The organism is Microcystis protocystis FBCC-A270 (assembly GCF_050500235.1).
Lineage (GTDB): Bacteria > Cyanobacteriota > Cyanobacteriia > Cyanobacteriales > Microcystaceae > Microcystis > Microcystis ichthyoblabe_A.
The window spans coordinates 4,617,977-4,636,131 of record NZ_CP191407.1 but is presented as its reverse complement, the minus strand read 5'-3'; the positions used below and the strand labels follow the sequence as shown (position 1 = coordinate 4,636,131).

Here is an 18,155-nt window from a genome sequence, read left to right as displayed (position 1 = left end):
TTGGGTTTCATGCTTCAGCCCAACCTACGTTCTTCCCCACTTCCCCACCTCCCCACTTCCCCACTTCCTATTCCCTCGGACCAGAAAAGGGGTAAGATAATAAGTTTAGTGATAAGATGACCGAATTGTAAGCGGGGACTTGATATGGCAGAAACCCTATTATTTAATGCTTTGCGACAGGCGATCGATGAGGAAATGGTCCGCGACCAGACAGTATTTGTTTTGGGTGAAGATGTGGGTCATTACGGTGGTTCCTACAAAGTTACCAAAGATCTCTACAAAAAATATGGCGATTTAAGGGTTTTAGATACTCCCATCGCTGAAAATAGTTTTACGGGCATGGCAGTGGGGGCAGCCATGACGGGATTACGTCCGATTATTGAAGGCATGAATATGGGTTTTCTTCTGCTTGCCTTTAACCAAATTGCCAACAATGCCGGGATGTTACGTTATACTTCCGGCGGTAATTTTAAAATCCCCATGGTTATCCGTGGTCCGGGGGGTGTGGGCAGACAATTAGGTGCGGAACATTCCCAACGTTTAGAGGCCTATTTTCACGCGGTACCCGGACTAAAAATTGTCGCTTGTTCCACTCCCTACAATGCCAAAGGTTTATTAAAATCGGCGATTAGAGATAATAACCCCGTGCTTTTCTTTGAACACGTTCTTCTCTATAATCTCAAGGAAAATTTACCTGATAGCGAGTATCTTTTACCCCTCGATAAAGCGGAAATCGTTCGCAAGGGAGAAGATATAACTATTCTCACCTATTCGCGGATGCGTCATCACTGTTTACAGGCATTAAAACAGTTAGAAAAAGATGGCTATGATCCAGAAATTATCGATTTAATTTCCCTGAAACCCTTTGATATGGAGACGATTGCCGCTTCGATTCGCAAGACTCACAGGGTGATTATCGTGGAAGAATGTATGAAAACGGCGGGAATTGCTTCCGAGTTAATTGCTTTAATTAACGAGCAGTTATTCGATGAATTAGATGCCCCCGTGTTAAGATTATCTTCCCAAGATATCCCCACACCTTATAACGGTAATCTAGAAAGATTGACGATTATTCAACCTAATCAAATTGTCGAAGCTGTCCAAAAAATGGTCGGTGATCGCATTTAAAAAATTCTCCTTTTGATACTGAAGTTATGCAGAGACAAAATTGGTTATTGTTACTGATCATCGGCCTAGTTGTTGCCTCGATCTTTATCCTGATTAAGTTACCCCTACAATTAGGTTTAGACCTGCGCGGTGGTAGTCAATTAACCATTCAGGTTAAACCCACTGAAACCGTGACAACCATTCAACCTAATGATTTAAAAGCCGTACAAAATGTGATTGAAAATCGCGTTAATGCCCTCGGTGTTTCTGAATCATTAGTGCAGACTGTGGACAGTAAAAATCAGGTAATCGTGCAACTACCCGGGGTCACAAATCCCAAAGAAGCTGAGAGAAACCTAAATGTTCAGGCCCAATTAGAATTTCGTCAGCAAAAACAAGGTACAGAAGGAGAATTTCGGGCTGAATATTCAATTTTTCAACAAAAAAAGCTGGAATTAGCCGCCCTTAAAGCCGAGAATAAACCCGAAAATGCCGCTAAAATTGCCGAACTAGAACAATCTCTGCAAAAATCTAAAGAGGCAATTTTAAATTTATTTGAATCGGTGGACTTAACCGGAAAAAATCTGCAAAATGCCACTATTAGTTCCACCCAAGGCACTAACTGGGAAGTGGCCATTACTTTCGATTCGGAAGGGGGCAATAAATTCGCCAAACTGACTAAAGCGATCGCTGGTACTGGTCGCAGTATTGGGATTTTCCTCGATAATGAATTAATTAGCGCCCCTGTGGTTGATGTGCAGTTTGCCCAAACGGGAATTACAGGAGGCCGGGCCGTGATTACCGGTAATTTTACCGCCGAAACTGCCAACGATCTAGCGATTCAATTGCGCGGTGGTTCCCTACCTTTCCCCGTTAAAGTGGAAGAAATTCGCACTGTCGGGGCAACTTTAGGCCAGGATAGCATCCGTCGCAGTATCTACGCTGGTTTAGTGGGTTTACTGTTAGTTTTAATCTTCATGGCGGTTTATTACCGTTTACCCGGGATTATTGCCGATGTTTCCCTGATTATCTATACTATTCTCTCTCTGGGGGCTTTTGCCCTAGTGGGAGTCACGATGACGTTACCCGGTATTGCCGGATTTATCCTCAGTATCGGCATGGCAGTTGATGCAAATGTACTGATTTTTGAGCGTACCCGGGAGGAATTAAGGGCGGGAAAATCCCTATTTCGGGCGGTGGAGTCGGGATTTTATCGGGCTTTTTCCAGTATTCTCGATAGTAATGTCACTACTTTAATCGCCTGTGCTGCCCTATTTTGGTTGGGTTCGGGATTAGTCAAGGGTTTTGCTTTAACTTTAGCCATTGGGGTAGCTGTGAGTATGTTTACCGCTTTAACCTGTAGTCGTACTCTCCTGTTAATCACCGTGTTAAACGTCCCCAGCGTCCGTCAAAAACCGCAACTTTTCTGCCCTAATTTACCGGCAAATCAATAATCAGTTATCAGTTATCAGTTACCAGTTATCAGATTGGAGTTTTAAGTTAACAGTGTTAATCGGTTATCAGTTACCAGTTATTCCCCCACTGATTACTGCTTACTGATAACTGAAAAATATCCCTACTCCTGTCTCCTTTTTTCCTTTTTACTTAATCTATATGGCATTTAACGTTACAAAACAGCGTAATTTTTGGTGGACAGTCTCGGCCTTGCTGACGATTGGTAGTATTTTGGCCATGGTGATTTCTTGGTTCACTATTCAAGCGCCTTTGCGACCGAGTTTAGATTTTGTTGGTGGCACGAGAATTCAGATAGAATTAGCCTGTGCCAAAAAGAATAACTGTGAGAAACCCTTAACTACTGCCGAAGTGCAAGGGATTTTAGACGAGGAGGGATTGGGTAACAGTAGTGTGCAGGTGTTGGATAAATATACTTTATCGGTGCGGACGAAAACCCTGGCAGAAGAACAGAGAACAAAATTACTCGACACCTTAAATGAGAAAATTGGCACCTTTGACCCCGAAACCAGTCAAATCGATACAGTTGGTCCCACCATCGGTCAAGAATTATTTAGGTCGGGATTTTTAGCTTTATTAGTGTCATTTTTTGGCATTGCTGTCTATCTAAGCTTCCGTTTTCAACGGGATTACGCTTTTTTCGCCATTGTCGCCCTGCTGCACGACGTTTTGATCACTTTAGGGGTCTTTGCGGTTTTAGGCTTAATTGCGGGGGTAGAAGTGGATAGTTTATTTTTGGTTTCCCTCTTGACAATTGTGGGCTTTTCTGTTAATGACACAGTGGTAATTTATGATCGCGTGCGGGAAAATTTTGCTAATACCCCCGAATTATCCGTGGATGAAATTGTCGATAATGCGGTGAGTCAAACCCTAACTCGTTCGATTAATACCACCCTGACCACTTTATTGCCTCTGGTGGCGATTTTTCTCTTTGGTGGCACGACTTTAAAATATTTTGCCCTAGCTTTAATTATTGGCTTTGTAGCGGGGGCCTATTCGAGTATTTTTATCGCTAGTACCCTACTAGCTTGGTGGCGCAGTCGTTCCCATCGACCCACACTCAATTACAGTTAGGATGCCATTGGTGAAGAATCAGTGGTTCTTGGATGGGTCGTAATAGTAATTTCAACCTGTTGATTGAGACGACCCAAAATTGAGATCAAACGGTCAATAGTAAAGCGTCCCAAATTAGCACGGCGAATCTGGACAAATTCACTGTGATTAATTCCAGTTCGCACTTGAGCATCGCGGGTTGATAAGTCTTCCTTCTCCAGAACCTTGATAATTTCAGCAGCAAGCAGTGCTTTCGCTTGTCGCACGTCCGCATCTACATCGCCAAAATCGCGGTACACATTCCCGCTACCTTGTACCAGTTCAAATTGTTCTTCACTCATGAGAGTTCCTCCTTCAATCGCTTGAGCCGTGCTTTGATAACTTCGACTTCTTGCTGTGGTGTTTTGATCCCTTTTGGGGATTTTTTCTGAAAGGCATGAATCACCCAGATAGCCTCACCTAACTGGACAGCATAAATAGTTCGATAGGCATCCCCCTTGAAAGGTAGAGCAATCTCGAACACACCAGAACCTATCCCCTTAAAAGGCTTGGTTAGGGATGATTTTGCCCCTTCTGCTGCAATAGTTAAAGCGTCAAGTACAATTTCTTGGGCTTCCTTGGGAAACTTTTGAAAATCTTTCCGTGCCGCTTTAATCCAAGATATAGGACGGGTATTACGCATTCGCTTATGGTGATATAACTGATACCACCGGTCAAGCCCCATTATACCTAAAGACCATCAATTTGATGCTTACCCTGGGTCATAACTCCCTTTATAGGTTGTAAAAATTTGATAACCAGGTAAAACTAAGCTGATACCCGCAAAACTATGTATTGTTCCTGGATAACTTTCTTCTGCATCACTACCCCCCAATCGCCAACAAAAAGAACCCAACCAAATATAAAAGCCTGGAATCAGTGCGTCCATCGAATAGGCAATATCCTTTAACTGAGGGTTAACTTCGTTTGATGATCCCTTTTTTTGGGAAACTTTTATTTTCATTTATTTTCATTATTTTAAACTTATAATCGTTTAAGAACTATACCATATTTTTATTAGCATTGACGATGACAATTATCACAATTCCACACTTAAACCCTTTGGTGCGATCGCTGATATGGTAGGTTGGGTTGAGGAAGGAAACCCAACGCTAATCAAAGATATTTGAAGGCCTTATTATCTTCAACCGTCCCATCGAACTAAGATAGTGCAAGCTTAAAGATGGCTTTTAGTTGTCAGCTAAATTTTTGCGCCAATTTCGTCAAATTGCTTCAAGAGATTTGATTGCGAACACCACTAAAAGCGGCGTATGCGATCGCTATAGCATCTACAGCATCATTAATAGGCATTTTTGTCAATCCGAATAAATACTTAATTTGTTCGGCCACCTCCGCTTTAGTGGCCCTACCATGGCCTAGATGACATTTCCAACTAGCTTGATGGAGGAAAATCGGTTCAATTCCTCCATCGCGACAGCTAACTAGATTGATAATTCCCAATGCTTGCAGGACTCCACCGGCTGCCTTGATTTGCCGGTTAAAAAAGGGCATTTCCACGGCAATTTCCCCCGGTTTATATTCTGCGATTAACTCCTTTAAATCCCGTTCAATTTCGATCAAACGCTGGGCAGTAGAAAGATTTTTAGAAGTTTCGATCGTGCCGTAATCGACTAAGATCGGCACTAACTCACTATTATCCCGGAGAATAGCCCAACCGACAATCGCTAATCCGGGGTCGATACCCAACCAAGTAGTCATAAATTAAGCCAAAAAATCTTGGACGATTTGGAGGATTCTTTGGGATGCTTGTCCATCTCCAAAAGGATTAATGGCATTAGCCATACGATCATAGGCGATTTTATCCCTTAATAATTCTCCCGCTGCGGCTAAAATTTGCTCGGGATTAGTCCCAATTAATTTCGCTGTTCCCGCTTGTACTGCTTCCGGTCTTTCCGTGGTTTCTCGCAATACTAAAACCGGTTTTCCTAAACTAGGGGCTTCTTCTTGAATGCCTCCAGAATCAGTTAATAATAAATAACAGCGTTGAATCGCCCCCACTAACTCGGCATAATCGAGAGGTTCAGTTAAAAATACCCTAGGATGATTGCCCAAAACAGACTTTATTGGTTCTCGGACGGTGGGATTGCGATGGAGGGGTAATAATATGGCTGTATCGGCATATTTTTCTAACAACAAAGTCAATCCTTTGATAATATCCTGTAAGGGTTCGCCCCAATTTTCCCGGCGATGAACCGTGGCTAATAAAACCCGATAATCTGACCAATTTAAGCCCGCAATTTGACATTCTGGGGCGGTTTTAGCTACGGTTAATAAAGCATCAATAACCGTGTTGCCAGTGTGGTGAATACTTCCTGTCACTCCAGATTTTTGCAAATTTTCTACGGCTAAAGTAGTGGGAGCAAAATGTAGGGTCGTCAGTTGAGAAATTAGGCGGCGATTAGCTTCTTCGGGATAGGGGTTATAGATATCATTAGTTCTTAATCCTGCTTCCACATGAGCGATAGGAATTTGTTGATAAAAAGCCGCTAAAGCAGCAGCAAAAGCGGTAGTAGTATCACCTTGCACAATAATTAAATCTGGTTTTATGCGCTCAAAGACCGTTTCTAAACCGCGTAAACTACGGCAAGTAATATCAGTTAAAGTTTGACGGGTTTGCATAATATCGAGATTTTCATCTGCTTTTAAAGCAAATAATTCCATCACCTGCGCTACCATTTCTTTATGCTGTCCCGTCAGAATTACATGGGTTTGAAACTGTTCCGATTCTTGAAAAGCACGAATAACGGGAGCTAATTTAATCGCTTCGGGACGAGTTCCAAGAGTAATACAAATTGATTTCAACATATTATTATCAGTTATCAGTTATCAGTTATCAGTTATCAGATGTGAGTTTTCAGTTCACTGATTACTGATCACTGAAAATCGCTTGAATTGTGCTGTTTTGTCATTTTTCACTCGTGGGTGGTTGTTGAACGATAAATTGGGGATAGAGTTGCATTTGCTTAGGATTTAAAGGTCGAGAGATGGTCAAAACTTTTTGTTTAGCTAACTCTTGAGTCATGGTATCTAAAGTTTGAGCGATACGCAAATTATATTCTAATTGTTCCCCGGAAGAAAGCAAATTACTTAAGCCATCAATTAAACGTCTTAAATTCTCGCGAAATTGGGGATCACCGATTAACTCATCGATATCGGAGGTGATTTTTTGAGTATTTTCAAAAGTCACCCTAGCGGATTCGAGCGTTTTTTGCAGCACGACAATTGTAGCAGGATCGTTAATAGTTTTAGTAATTTCTCGTAAATTATTCGATGTTTCCACTGCATTATTCAAAATAGTCTCGACATTTTGCATGACTTGTTTAGTATCAATTTCATCTAAACCAGCATTCAACCTCATGGCGGTATTATTGAGATTATTAGCGAGACTGCCAATACCTAAACTAGCTTGATTAATATTATCGAGAGTATTAACAATTTGTCCCCGATTTTCGCTGAGAACAGCATTAAGATTAGCAACTAATTGGGAAGATTGTTGAAAAGTTCTGCTGATTTGACTGCGATTTTCCTGAACGGTATTATCTAAAGTATTGACAAAACGGGAGGCATTATTAGCCGTATTAGTCACCGAGCGACTGGTGGTAGCTAATTCCAAAGATAGACGAGAGATTTCTCTTTGGGCATTACGGATAGTCTGGGAGGTATCATCGGATAAACGGGCGATTTTTTGAGCTGCTATAGCGGTATTTTTGGTGACATCATTGAGATTACCCACAAATTCAGGACTGGTAAAAGTATCCACTAAACGACCAACACTAGACATTAATTGTGTTCCTGTTTTCCCCTGTAAACGGCTATTATTACAGAGAATTAACTGTTGATCACAGTCGGGACTAAGAGGGTCGAGATTTTTGGCCTCAGCACTTAAAGAAACTAAGGGAGTGATATCGATGGCTGCCTCCCCAATTAATCCGGAAAGATTGGTAGTAACAGTTACCTTCCTAGGCATAACTAAAGTAGCAGAAGCGATTTCGGCAATAACTTCCACTTGATTACTCCCCGGGATAAAACTCGTAATTCTTCCCACTCTCACCCCGCGAAAACGCACCGGCGCCCCGACTTGTAACCCTTCCACGTCGGCAAACTCGAAGATTAATTGATAGGTTCTTTGACCAAATCCTCCCCCGCGAACCCAGATAGCGAGCACCCCAAAGACCAATAATCCGCCTAGGGCAAACAAACCTAGTCTTCCTTCCCGTAAAGCTCGCGAACTCTGCATGATTTTTCTCTCATTCTCGATAGTTCTTAATTTAGCTTAATCTAGCTTAAACGATTGTCCTAATCGGGCCTTCAATGCTGGCGCTAAAAAATTGCCGAATCATGGGATGATCGGTACGATCGATATCTGCCACCACTCCCTGCCATTGCACTTTTCCCTGATAGAGAAATACTACTCGATCGGCGGTGCGTCGGATGGTACTTTGTTGGTGAGAAACCATCACATAAGTGTTCGCAGACCCTGATTTTTCATGGAGAGTCCGCACTAGATCCTCGATAATTGTAGAAGCTATTGGGTCTAATCCGGCGGTAGGTTCATCATACAGCAGTAATTCAGGATTATCAGCCGGATTATCGGGATTAGTGATAATAGCGCGGGCAAAAGCCACCCGTTTACGCATTCCCCCCGATAGTTCCGAAGGATAAAGGTCACTAATTCCCTGTAAACCGACCATTTCCAAGCTTTTTTCCACTAATTCCCTAATTCTGGCTTTTTTTAAGTTAGTTTGTTCGTAGAGATAAAAACCGACATTTTCCCCGACGGTGAGAGAATCAAACAGGGCTGTTTGTTGAAAAACTAAGGAAGTTCGCATCGCTTCTCGACCATCTTCTAGCAATCCCTGACGCAATTGGCCTTTAATACGAATTTCTCCCGCATTTATCCCCGTTAATCCCGCAATTAACCGTAAAACCGTTGATTTTCCCGTCCCCGACGGCCCGATAATTACCAGGGCCTCCCCTCGATAAATGGTTAAATCTAAACCATCGAGAATAACATTATCCCCGAATCTTTTCGATACTCCTCTCAATTCAATTAACGGTTCTTTCATCGTCGCTTAATTATCTTATAACCTCTGGAATTTTAGGGAGATGGGGAAGTGGGGTGTGGGGTGTGGGGGGAAGTGGGGTGTGGGGTGTGGGGTGTGGGGTGTGGGGAGAATAAAGCTGCCTCCTATCTCCTGTCTCCTATCTCCTATCTCCTATCTCCTGTCTCCTATCTCCTGTCTCCTGAATACTGACTCGATTCTGGCTGCTATAGTAGAAAAGCACCCATTGCTGACGATATCTGAGGTAGATTGCCGTGACTATTGCTTTAGACCAACTGCTTACCCCCGACATTTTTCGACCAGCGCGTTATTTGGGCAACGAGTTAGGTGCTAAACATAAAGAATGGGCAAGTGCGGTGGTTCGTTGGGTGTTAACCTATCCGGAAGTGTACGAAGTGGGGGCATCTAACCTCGGCCATATTATCCTCTACAATATCCTCAATGCACAACCCCGCCAACTCTGCGATCGCACTTATTTACCCGCACCGGATTTAGCCCAAAAACTCAAACAGACAAAAACCCCCTTATTTGCCCTAGAATCCCGTCGTTGCCTCACAGATTTTGATATTCTGGGTTTTAGCCTCAGTTACGAGCTAGGAGCCACCAATATTTTAGAAATGCTCGACCTAGCGGCAATTCCCTTGACTTGGAGAGCAAGAGATGCGGGTAACTATCCGCTAATTTTTGCCGGGGGACAAACTGCCACCTCTAACCCCGAACCCTACGCCGACTTTTTTGATTTTATCGCCCTTGGTGATGGCGAAGAATTATTGCCAGAAATCGGTTTAATTTTAGAAGAAGGTAAACTAGCTAATCTAAGCAAAGAAGAACTATTGCTAGATTTAGCCCAAATTCCGGGGGTATATGTGCCGCGTTTCTACGATGTCACCCCAATCGGTGCAGTTATCCCCAATCGTGACGATGTACCGCAAAGAATTTTACGCCGGGTAGCCACTCCTATCCCAGCCTATTCTATCGGTTTAGTTCCCTTCGTCGAAACAGTCCATGATCGCCTAGTGGTGGAAATTCGTCGCGGTTGCACGAGGGGATGTCGTTTCTGTCAACCGGGGATGTTAACCCGTCCCGCGCGGGATGTGCAACCGGAAGCAGTAATCGAATCGATTGAAAAAGGAATGCGAGCGACGGGATATAACGAATTTTCCTTATTATCTCTCAGTTGCTCCGATTATCTAGCTTTACCTGCCGTGGGTATGGAGATTAAAAACCGTCTCCAGAATGAGAATATATCTCTATCCTTACCCAGTCAAAGAGTCGATCGCTTTGACGAAAATATTGCTAACATCATTGGGGGCAATCGTCAATCGGGTTTAACCTTTGCACCGGAAGCGGGAACCCAACGAATGCGCGATGTGATTAACAAAGGGTTAACCAACGAAGAATTACTCAGAGGGATAAAAACTGCCGTCGAACAGGGTTGGGATAAGGTTAAACTCTATTTTATGATCGGTTTGCCGGGGGAAACCGATGTGGATGTGATTGGTATCGCGGAAACGGTGCGTTGGTTGCGTCGGGAATGTCGTTTACCGAAGCGGAAACCCCTCGATTTTACCCTAACTATCTCGAATTTTACGCCTAAACCCCATACCCCCTTCCAGTGGCATTCCGTCTCGACGGCCGAATTTATCCGCAAACAGGAGTTATTAAGACAGGAATTCCAAGGCATGAGAGGGGTAAAAGTCAATTATACCGATGTCCGCATCTCGGCCATGGAAGATTTTATCGGTCGCGGTGACAGAAGTTTAGGGAAAGTGGTGCTGCGCGCTTGGCAATTGGGAGCCGGGATGGATGCTTGGTGGGATAATACGGAAAAAGCCTATCAAGCATGGTCACAGGCGATCGAAGAATCCGGTTTAACCTGGAAATATCGTCAGGTAGAACAGGGAGAATGGAATATTTTTGCCGATACAGACAAAGATATTTTAGAGCGTCCTTTGCCCTGGGATCATCTGGATACCGGTATCGATAAAAAATGGCTAGAGGAGGACTTAAAACGCGCTCTAGACGCGGCAACGGTTCCCGATTGTTCTTTTGAGGGTTGTTCCCATTGTGGCGTTTGTAGCGTCGATTTTGGTCATAATATCGTCATTGAAGCGCCCCCGATTCCCGCTTTTGCCGGACATTTTCAACCCAATCAAGAACGCACCCAAAGAATTCGGGTTTGGTTTGGCAAAATTGGCGAAATGGCTCTAGTTAGCCACTTGGATCTGGTGCGTTTATTTGATCGCGTCGTCCGTCGGGCTGCTATTCCCATTTCCTTTACTGGTGGATTTCACCCCGGTCCGCGCATTTCGATCGCCAATGCTTTATCCTTGGGAGCAACCAGTAGCGGTGAGATTGTCGATTTTGAATTGACAAAAGTGATGGATTTAGAGACGTTTAAACAGCAGTTAACCGCACAATTACCCGCAGATTTGCCGGTTTATCAGGTGGAAGAAATTCCCTTAAATGCTCCTGCTGCCACCCGTTTGTTGGAAAAAGCCGAGTATTTGCTCACTTTTAATAGCGAGGGAATTGACTGCCAACAGTGGCAAAATTGGATCGAGGCAATTAAACAAGCAACGGTGATGGAACGGGAAAAAACCACCAAATCCGGCAAAAAAGTCACGATTAATCTGCGAGAACAATTATATGAATTAGAGTTAAAAACTGTTGACAAGGAAGCCGTTTTGTGCTATGTGGGCAGTTGTCGCAATGATGGCACTTTACTACAGCCCGATCATATCGTCGAGATGTTAGAAAGGGTTTCTGGCCAAGAGATTTCGCTGCTTAATTTTCATCGTCAGCGCTTGATTTTAGGAGCTTAACCATCGTAAATTGTTCCCTTTATGCTCTAACCCCAGAAAGTCAGCTAATCTTGATCGACTAATTCCAAGGAATCATCAACCAAAGCTGGCCGGTAATTTTGAACAACCAAAAGTTTCCTAAGAGACAGATTCACCTAATCAAATAAAAGGAGATGAAAATTAAAATCTGGTTGATTTCAGGCTACCGGCAATAGTCACTGATAACTGATCACTGATAAACTTATTGCAAGGCGTCGAAGACTTTAAACATGGGTAGGTACATAGACACAAGAATAGTTCCCACCATCACCCCAATAGCAACCATCATCAAGGGTTCAATGATACTGGTTAAAGCTTTAACGGCCTGTTCCACCTCATCTTCGTAGAAATCCGCCACTTTCATCATCATGGCATCTAATTCTCCTGTTTCTTCACCAATACTAATCATTTGAATGGCCAAAGGTGGGAAAACATTGGCTTTTTGTAGGGACAAACTCATCATTCCCCCCTGCTGAATTTCCTTCTTAGCACTAGCGATCGTATTAGCAATTACCTGATTACCCACCGTATTACAAACTATATCAAGGGAATTCAAAATCGGGACACCAGAACGCGTCAGAGTCCCAAAAACCCGGCAAAATCTAGCCACAGCCGATTTTTTATTCAAATCGCCAAAAAGGGGCATTTTAAGGAAAAACCAGTCAATTTGCAGACGACCTATCGGGGTTTTGTAATAGCGACGCAGCAAAAAAACCGTGGCAGCAATGGTGACAATCGGAATTAAAATCAACCAACTACGCATCACACCACTTAAAAAGAGCATAAATTGCGTTAAAGCTGGTAGTGGCACCTTCAAATCGGTGAAAATTTTCGCAAACACGGGAATTAAAAAGATCGTCATCCCGAAAAACACAATTATCGCCAAAATTCCCACCGCTACCGGATAGGTCATCGCTGATTTAATCTGGTTTTTCAAGCGGGCCATATCTTCCAAAAGTTTCGAGAGACGGAGCAGCACTTCATCGAGTACCCCCCCCGTCTCTCCAGCTTCGATCATACTGACATAAAGTTCATCAAAACATTCGGTATGTTTGGCCATCGCTTGCGATAACGGACTCCCTTGCTGTACGTCGGTGCTAATCGCTTGTAGTGCTTTTCTCATCTTGGGATTACTGGATTGATCCCCCAAAACTCCCAAACATCTCATAATCGGCACACCAGCATTAATCATTACCGAAAATTGACGGGAAAAAACCGCTTTATCTTTGATGGAAATCTTGGCAAATATCAACTCTAAACTAGAAAGATCGATCTCTCCTCCCGCTTTTTTGACTTTACCGACGGCGGCATATTTTGCCTTCAGTATCATTCGAGCATGATCGGGAGACATAGCTTCAACTTTCTCTTGGAAAACTTTTCCAGAGCTGCTTTTAACTTGTGCGACAAAAGTAGGCATAGGACAAATTAGTTATCAGTTATCAGTTATCAGTTTTTTAGCTGTTAGCTGTTAGCCATCAGGAGTCAGGAGATTATTTTTATTTATTGTCCCTGCTTCGGTACTCCCCAATCTCCTATGCCTTTTAAACAGTATTTATCATTAGAAACGGGCTTTAGTTTTGGCGTTAGCAACGGACCCAGCGACCAGACGTTGTAATTCATCGGGTTTACTACTTTTAGAAATTGCCTCTTCAAAGGATATAACACCGCTAACAACTAAATTAGCTAATCCCTGTTCCATAGTTTGCATTCCTAGCTTCATTCCCGTTTGAATTGCCGAGTAAACTTGGGGGGCTTTTCCTTCGCGAATTAGGTTAGCGATCGCTGGAGTTACCACCATGATTTCCTGTACCATTGCCCGGCCAAATTCCCCCGGTTTGGGATTTTTTTTCTTGACTAGGTTTTGACTAAAAACTGCTAGTAAAGAATTGGATAACATGGCGCGAATTTGTGCCTGTTGGTTAGCGGGGAAAACGTCAATAATCCGATCCACTGTTCCCGCTGCCGAGCTAGTGTGTAGGGTTCCGAAGACTAAGTGACCGGTTTCCGCCGCCGTAATTGCCAAACTAATTGTTTCTAAATCCCGCATTTCTCCCACAAGGATAATATCAGGGTCTTCTCGTAAAGCTGCTCTTAGTGCGTTAGCAAAACTCTTGGTATCTTCTCCTTTTTGTCGTTGGTGAAACAGGCTTTTTATATTAGGAAAAACGTATTCAATTGGGTCTTCTACAGTTAAAATATGTTCAGACCTAGTCCGATTAATTAAGTCTAAAATTGCCGCTAAAGTGGTAGTTTTACCTGAACCTGTTTGGCCAGTTACGAGAATTAATCCCCTCGGTCTTTCCGATAATTCTCGGATCACTTCTGGTAAATTTAATTGTTCAAAGTTAGGCATTTTAGAGGACAAAGCGCGTAAACAAGCTGCATAGGCTCCCCTTTCTTTATAAACATTGATCCTAAATCTTGCTAATCCTTTCACCCCGTAGGAACAGTCTAATTCCCAATTCTGCTCTAACTCTTTTCTTTGGGTATTATTGAGCATACTAAAAATCAATTTCTGACAATCTTGCGGGGTTAAAGATTCTTCATTAATCGGGGACAGTTTGCCACTAATGCGAAAATAGACCGGCGCCCCAGACTGAATGTGCATATCGGAACCGCCCATCTCGACCAATTGTTCCATTAAATCTTCGATCATTAATTCCATAAGTTAAACTCCATCTATAAGGTAAAATCAGTTAACAATAACCAGTAACTATTGAAAAGACATTGGGAAAGTGCTATTTAAGACTACTCACTTAATACTCCTTACTTAAAACTCAAATCTCATAACTGATAACTGATAACTGATAACTGAAAAACTGTCTTAATAACTAAATCGCGGTGTCATACAATAGGGACAATCGAGCCATTCTGGTTGTAGTTCGGCGCGACAACCACGACAGATTAAACCGCTTTTCCGTTTGGCTTTTAATTCCGCTTCTAGACCAGAATCGGTCAGTGTCACCCGTTCTACTTCTTCGAGGGTGGTGTAACCCTCGCGCACCAGATTTAAACTATAGGCTAGGAGTGTCACCATGCCCTCATCAACGGCCGCCTCCTTAATGCGATCGGTTGTCGCCCCTTGGTTAATTAACTGCTGTATTCGTTCACTATTCTGCATTACCTCATAGACACCGATGCGATCTTTGTAACCGCTGCCAGCACACTTAAGGCAGAGATTGCCCTGTTTTCGCGCTTGTTGAATTTCCTCCATAGTTAGGGTATTAGCCTTATAAAAAGTCACTTCCTGTTCATTGGCAGCGGAAAGACCAAAACGGGCTAATTCCTCTTGACTAGGGTGATAGGCGACCCGACACTGGGTACAGACGCGCCGCACGAGACGCTGGGCCAAGATTCCCAACAGAGAACCAGAAATCATGAACGGTTCAATCCCCATCTTATCAAGACGAACGATCGCACCTGCGGCATCGTTGGTGTGTAGGGTAGTTAAGACCAAGTGACCGGTTAAGGCGGCCTCGATCACCGTTTTAGCCGTTTCCCTATCCCTAGTTTCTCCCACCAGAATCACATCCGGGTCTTGTCGCAGGAATGCCCGCAGAATTGAGGCGAAATCCATGCCTTTTTCGCGAATTATCTGCACCTGGGTGATGCCTGGCAGAGAATATTCGATCGGGTCTTCGGCGGTATTAATATTAATTCCGGGGTGATTTCTTTCCGCTAACACCGAGTATAAAGTTGTGGATTTCCCTGAACCGGTGGGGCCTGTCACCAGCAACAGACCAAAGGGACGACTAGCCATGTCTCGGACGATTTGCAGAGTATTTCGATCGGTGATTAGTTTATCTAAACCCAACTGGGTAGCCGAGTTATCGAGAATCCTTAAACAGACTTTTTCCCCGTAGCGACTGGGCAGGGTATTAACCCGAAAATCTACTTTTCGTCCTTGATACATCCGCCGAATTTTACCATCCTGGGGAAGACGACGTTCGGAAATATCGAGATCGGCCATGATTTTAAACCGGGCTGTGACCGCCGGGGCGATTTTTTTCGGCAGTGGCTCAAAAGCTTGATGAAGAACTCCATCTTTGCGAAAGCGAATTTTCAGGAATTCTTCTTGGGGTTCGATGTGAATATCGGAGGATCCTTCCTGTAGAGCTTTAGCTATAATTTTATTGACAAGGTTGATGACGGGGGCTTGATTAGCATCCCCTTCTCCGAGATCATCGGCCACTTCATCGTTAGCAACACCAGAGGTCAAATCAAGACTGCCGACAATATCGGTCAGATCCGAGAGTTTTTCCAGTTCTTTTTCTTTTTGCAGTCGGGCTTTCTCCCGTTCTAGTTCCGATTGAGCCGAGTGGAATTTTTCCAGTAATCTTTCATAATCTTCCCCGGCAATCACCAAACGCTGTAAACCTAACTCCCTGGGGCGGAGGATACGATTTATATCGTCAGTAGCCGCGAGGTTGTCGGGATCGACCATGGCTATCAAAATCGCGGCTGGCTCTCCTTCGATTCGACGCAGGGGGATGAGACGATAGCGACGACAAAGATCGATCGGAATCAAAGAATCGATCAGCCTGGCTATTTCCAGTCCATCCACATCGCTCAATTCTGGGTCGAGCGATTCGACTCCGTAGAGAATTTTTAGTTCAAATAACTGGTTTTTCTTATACTGTCGCTGTAAATCCGGGGGCAAAGGCCGCCCGGTTAGTTTTTGCAATATTTCTACTAGCGATCGTCCCGATTTCCGCGTTTCTACCAGGGCCTGTTGCATTTGCTCGGCACCGATATAGCCCGACTGCACTAACTTGTTACCAAAAGGGGAAAAGTAATTGCGTAGGGCGACAGCACGGGTTTTCTTGGAAGAAAATGTCATAGACGATTCCTAACCTCTTCACTACCCTTTAATCTTCCCAATTTTACCGAGAAAACTGCATTCTAGCAAAAATTTTTCTAGATCACTGATTATCTATCGGGGCCGCTTATATCTAGTTACGGATCTTGTCCACAAAATGTTACATTAAGGGTTAAACCTTGATTATTAGCTGGTACTTAAAGACCAAAATCAGCATTAAATGGTCATATATTGCCAAATTCCCCACTAAAATCCTATACCATGAGTGCAGAACCAAATACCTCGGCAATTTTCGACGAAAACCAAGAATCCTCTTCTAATTCCCCTGAATCTCCTACAAACGAATCAGAAGCCAGTGTCACCGATGAAGCCAAAACGGTGACGGACAAGGCCGCCTCTAGCGAGGAATTTTCCTTTCTAGGTGGAATGACTATCGATACTCTACAAGAGGAAATTGATACTCTCAAACAGCAGTTAGAGGAACAAACCCAACAGGTTGATGCCTATAAGAAACGCTATATCACTCTAGCAGCCGAGTTCGACAATTTTCGCAAACGCACGGCCAAGGAAAAAGAGGAACTGGAAACAAAAATCAAGGGCAAAACCCTGATGGAAATTCTTGGTGTGGTGGATAATTTTGAGCGCGCTCGTACTCAAATTAAACCAGCTAACGATGGCGAGATGGGTATTCACAAGAGTTACCAAGGGGTCTATAAAACCTTAGTGGACAGTCTCAAGCGTTTGGGCGTTTCCCCCATGCGTCCGGAAGGTCAACCCTTTGATCCTAGCTACCACGAAGCGATGATGCGGGAGTACACCGATGAACATCCCGAAGGCACGGTAGTCGAGCAGCTAGTGCGAGGATACACTCTCGGAGAAGATGTTTTGCGTCATGCTTTGGTAAAAGTGGCCGCCCCCAAAGAGACAGATCCTAACGCTGATCAGTCCGAATCTACTTCCATTCCATCCCAGGAATCCCTCTAACACCTCCACATCAAAAAGTGTTCAGATATTTTGGTTTTGGGGATATGTGTTTCCTCCCTATCCCCTCTTCCCACTGAAAGACTTTTTCTCGCTTTTATCTTTTAATTAAAAACGCTTCTATACCCAAGGCTTTTGCTCCTTGGTAATCTTCTTTTTTACTATCGCCAATATGCCAAGCTTGTGCGGGGGGACAATCATGTTTTTGCAGGGCAATTTGAAAAATTTCCCGATCGGGTTTAGCTGCTCCTGTCTGGGAAGAAATCGTGATCGATCGAAAAAAATATTCTAAGCCTAATTCGGCCAAAACTTGGTAGATACGACTATCAAAATTAGAAATAATGCCCAACTCGATCCCCTGACTCTGCCAGAGTCTTAAAGCGGGAATGACATCCTCGTACAGCACCCAAGGCTCGGCCGTGGCAAAATGATGATAAAGTTCGCCAAAAAAAGCCTCAAAATCGGGAAATCTTTCCAGATAACCTAAATTATTAAAAACTGCCCCAGTCAGCGATCGCCACCAGCGATACTCTAACTCAGGAATTTGTGCCGGTTCAACCTTAGGAAAAGCTAGGGGGGGAGAAGTGGGGAAAATAGCCAAGAAAGACTGTTCTAGACTCTCGGCCGCCACCTCTACCCCAAAATCCGCCGCTATTTGACTATAAATTCCTCCGACACTGCCTTTTACCCCAAAAAGGGTTCCCACAGCATCGAGAAAAATAACTTGCGGTTTCTGCATAAGAGTTTTGTCTTTAA

General features: G+C 43.7%; 16 protein-coding genes. 5 read left to right on the top strand and 11 right to left on the bottom strand.

Going from position 1 to position 18,155, the window contains the following annotated elements; translation table 11 throughout:
* Positions 1–144 precede the first annotated feature (144 nt).
* The 3 genes from ACQY1X_RS22690 to secF all read left to right on the top strand — a co-directional run bounded on the left by ACQY1X_RS22690 (position 145) and on the right by secF (position 3,654).
* Positions 145–1,128 carry an alpha-ketoacid dehydrogenase subunit beta gene (locus ACQY1X_RS22690; RefSeq protein ID WP_002739046.1) on the top strand — a complete coding sequence of 328 codons (984 nt, stop codon included), beginning with the start codon at positions 145–147 and terminating at the stop codon, positions 1,126–1,128.
* A gap of 26 nt (positions 1,129–1,154) precedes the next feature.
* A complete protein-coding gene (gene secD / locus ACQY1X_RS22685; protein WP_430013599.1) occupies positions 1,155–2,561 on the top strand; it encodes a protein translocase subunit SecD in 1,407 nt (468 codons plus the stop codon).
* Between the two features lie 160 nt (positions 2,562–2,721).
* Positions 2,722–3,654, top strand: coding sequence for a protein translocase subunit SecF (gene secF / locus ACQY1X_RS22680; RefSeq protein ID WP_430013598.1), 933 nt, complete (start codon positions 2,722–2,724; stop codon positions 3,652–3,654).
* Here secF and ACQY1X_RS22675 read toward each other — a convergent pair.
* The 7 genes from ACQY1X_RS22675 to ACQY1X_RS22645 all read right to left on the bottom strand — a co-directional run bounded on the left by ACQY1X_RS22675 (position 3,651) and on the right by ACQY1X_RS22645 (position 8,759).
* A complete protein-coding gene (locus tag ACQY1X_RS22675) occupies positions 3,651–3,974 on the bottom strand; it encodes a helix-turn-helix domain-containing protein (RefSeq protein WP_002752110.1) in 324 nt (107 codons plus the stop codon). The two genes, secF and ACQY1X_RS22675, sit on opposite strands and share 4 nt — an antisense overlap.
* Positions 3,971–4,315 (bottom strand): type II toxin-antitoxin system RelE/ParE family toxin, encoded by a 345-nt coding sequence (locus ACQY1X_RS22670; protein ID WP_232306098.1) that lies wholly within the window; start codon positions 4,313–4,315, stop codon positions 3,971–3,973. The genes ACQY1X_RS22675 and ACQY1X_RS22670 overlap by 4 nt, the downstream gene beginning before the upstream one ends.
* Positions 4,316–4,384: 69 nt before the next feature.
* Positions 4,385–4,636 carry a hypothetical protein gene (locus ACQY1X_RS22665; RefSeq protein WP_004161953.1) on the bottom strand — a complete coding sequence of 84 codons (252 nt, stop codon included), beginning with the start codon at positions 4,634–4,636 and terminating at the stop codon, positions 4,385–4,387.
* Positions 4,637–4,905: 269 nt separating this feature from the next.
* Positions 4,906–5,391 carry a crossover junction endodeoxyribonuclease RuvC gene (locus ACQY1X_RS22660; protein ID WP_002739294.1) on the bottom strand — a complete coding sequence of 162 codons (486 nt, stop codon included), beginning with the start codon at positions 5,389–5,391 and terminating at the stop codon, positions 4,906–4,908.
* A gap of 3 nt (positions 5,392–5,394) precedes the next feature.
* Positions 5,395–6,498: a non-hydrolyzing UDP-N-acetylglucosamine 2-epimerase gene (gene wecB / locus ACQY1X_RS22655; protein ID WP_430015168.1), complete on the bottom strand. Its 1,104-nt coding sequence runs from the start codon at positions 6,496–6,498 to the stop codon at positions 5,395–5,397.
* Positions 6,499–6,598: 100 nt separating this feature from the next.
* Positions 6,599–7,930 carry an MlaD family protein gene (locus ACQY1X_RS22650; protein WP_430015167.1) on the bottom strand — a complete coding sequence of 444 codons (1,332 nt, stop codon included), beginning with the start codon at positions 7,928–7,930 and terminating at the stop codon, positions 6,599–6,601.
* Positions 7,931–7,976: 46 nt separating this feature from the next.
* On the bottom strand, positions 7,977–8,759 hold the full coding sequence (locus tag ACQY1X_RS22645) for an ABC transporter ATP-binding protein (protein WP_002752097.1): 783 nt from the start codon (positions 8,757–8,759) through the stop codon (positions 7,977–7,979).
* A 251-nt stretch (positions 8,760–9,010) separates the two neighbouring features.
* Between ACQY1X_RS22645 and ACQY1X_RS22640 the strand changes: the two genes are divergently transcribed.
* A complete protein-coding gene (locus ACQY1X_RS22640) occupies positions 9,011–11,581 on the top strand; it encodes a TIGR03960 family B12-binding radical SAM protein (RefSeq protein WP_430015166.1) in 2,571 nt (856 codons plus the stop codon).
* A gap of 220 nt (positions 11,582–11,801) precedes the next feature.
* Here the strand turns inward: ACQY1X_RS22640 and ACQY1X_RS22635 are convergent, their stop codons facing one another.
* The 3 genes from ACQY1X_RS22635 to ACQY1X_RS22625 all read right to left on the bottom strand — a co-directional run bounded on the left by ACQY1X_RS22635 (position 11,802) and on the right by ACQY1X_RS22625 (position 16,439).
* Complete coding sequence (locus ACQY1X_RS22635) at positions 11,802–13,016, bottom strand: type II secretion system F family protein (protein ID WP_430015165.1); 1,215 nt, start codon at positions 13,014–13,016, stop codon at positions 11,802–11,804.
* Positions 13,017–13,157: 141 nt separating this feature from the next.
* Positions 13,158–14,264: a type IV pilus twitching motility protein PilT gene (locus ACQY1X_RS22630; protein WP_123231223.1), complete on the bottom strand. Its 1,107-nt coding sequence runs from the start codon at positions 14,262–14,264 to the stop codon at positions 13,158–13,160.
* A 159-nt stretch (positions 14,265–14,423) separates the two neighbouring features.
* Entirely contained in the window at positions 14,424–16,439 is a 2,016-nt protein-coding gene (locus tag ACQY1X_RS22625; RefSeq protein ID WP_430013595.1) for a GspE/PulE family protein, read from the bottom strand.
* A gap of 240 nt (positions 16,440–16,679) precedes the next feature.
* Here ACQY1X_RS22625 and grpE point away from each other — a divergent pair, with 240 nt between their 5' ends.
* Positions 16,680–17,402: a nucleotide exchange factor GrpE gene (gene grpE, locus ACQY1X_RS22620; protein WP_002742600.1), complete on the top strand. Its 723-nt coding sequence runs from the start codon at positions 16,680–16,682 to the stop codon at positions 17,400–17,402.
* Between the two features lie 94 nt (positions 17,403–17,496).
* Here grpE and ACQY1X_RS22615 read toward each other — a convergent pair whose 3' ends face one another.
* Positions 17,497–18,138, bottom strand: coding sequence for an HAD-IA family hydrolase (locus ACQY1X_RS22615; RefSeq protein WP_430015164.1), 642 nt, complete (start codon positions 18,136–18,138; stop codon positions 17,497–17,499).
* Positions 18,139–18,155 lie beyond the last annotated feature (17 nt).

Coding starts and splice junctions, on each gene's coding strand:
- secD (WP_430013599.1), top strand. CDS start 1,155: ATGCAGAGACAAAATTGGTTATTGTTACTGATCATCGGCCTAGTTGTT.
- ACQY1X_RS22645 (WP_002752097.1), bottom strand. CDS start 8,759: ATGAAAGAACCGTTAATTGAATTGAGAGGAGTATCGAAAAGATTCGGG.
- ACQY1X_RS22615 (WP_430015164.1), bottom strand. CDS start 18,138: ATGCAGAAACCGCAAGTTATTTTTCTCGATGCTGTGGGAACCCTTTTT.
- ACQY1X_RS22670 (WP_232306098.1), bottom strand. CDS start 4,315: ATGCGTAATACCCGTCCTATATCTTGGATTAAAGCGGCACGGAAAGAT.
- ACQY1X_RS22665 (WP_004161953.1), bottom strand. CDS start 4,636: ATGAAAATAAAAGTTTCCCAAAAAAAGGGATCATCAAACGAAGTTAAC.
- wecB (WP_430015168.1), bottom strand. CDS start 6,498: ATGTTGAAATCAATTTGTATTACTCTTGGAACTCGTCCCGAAGCGATT.
- ACQY1X_RS22650 (WP_430015167.1), bottom strand. CDS start 7,930: ATGCAGAGTTCGCGAGCTTTACGGGAAGGAAGACTAGGTTTGTTTGCC.
- ACQY1X_RS22675 (WP_002752110.1), bottom strand. CDS start 3,974: ATGAGTGAAGAACAATTTGAACTGGTACAAGGTAGCGGGAATGTGTAC.
- ACQY1X_RS22660 (WP_002739294.1), bottom strand. CDS start 5,391: ATGACTACTTGGTTGGGTATCGACCCCGGATTAGCGATTGTCGGTTGG.
- grpE (WP_002742600.1), top strand. CDS start 16,680: ATGAGTGCAGAACCAAATACCTCGGCAATTTTCGACGAAAACCAAGAA.
- ACQY1X_RS22630 (WP_123231223.1), bottom strand. CDS start 14,264: ATGGAATTAATGATCGAAGATTTAATGGAACAATTGGTCGAGATGGGC.
- ACQY1X_RS22625 (WP_430013595.1), bottom strand. CDS start 16,439: ATGACATTTTCTTCCAAGAAAACCCGTGCTGTCGCCCTACGCAATTAC.
- ACQY1X_RS22635 (WP_430015165.1), bottom strand. CDS start 13,016: ATGCCTACTTTTGTCGCACAAGTTAAAAGCAGCTCTGGAAAAGTTTTC.
- secF (WP_430013598.1), top strand. CDS start 2,722: ATGGCATTTAACGTTACAAAACAGCGTAATTTTTGGTGGACAGTCTCG.
- ACQY1X_RS22690 (WP_002739046.1), top strand. CDS start 145: ATGGCAGAAACCCTATTATTTAATGCTTTGCGACAGGCGATCGATGAG.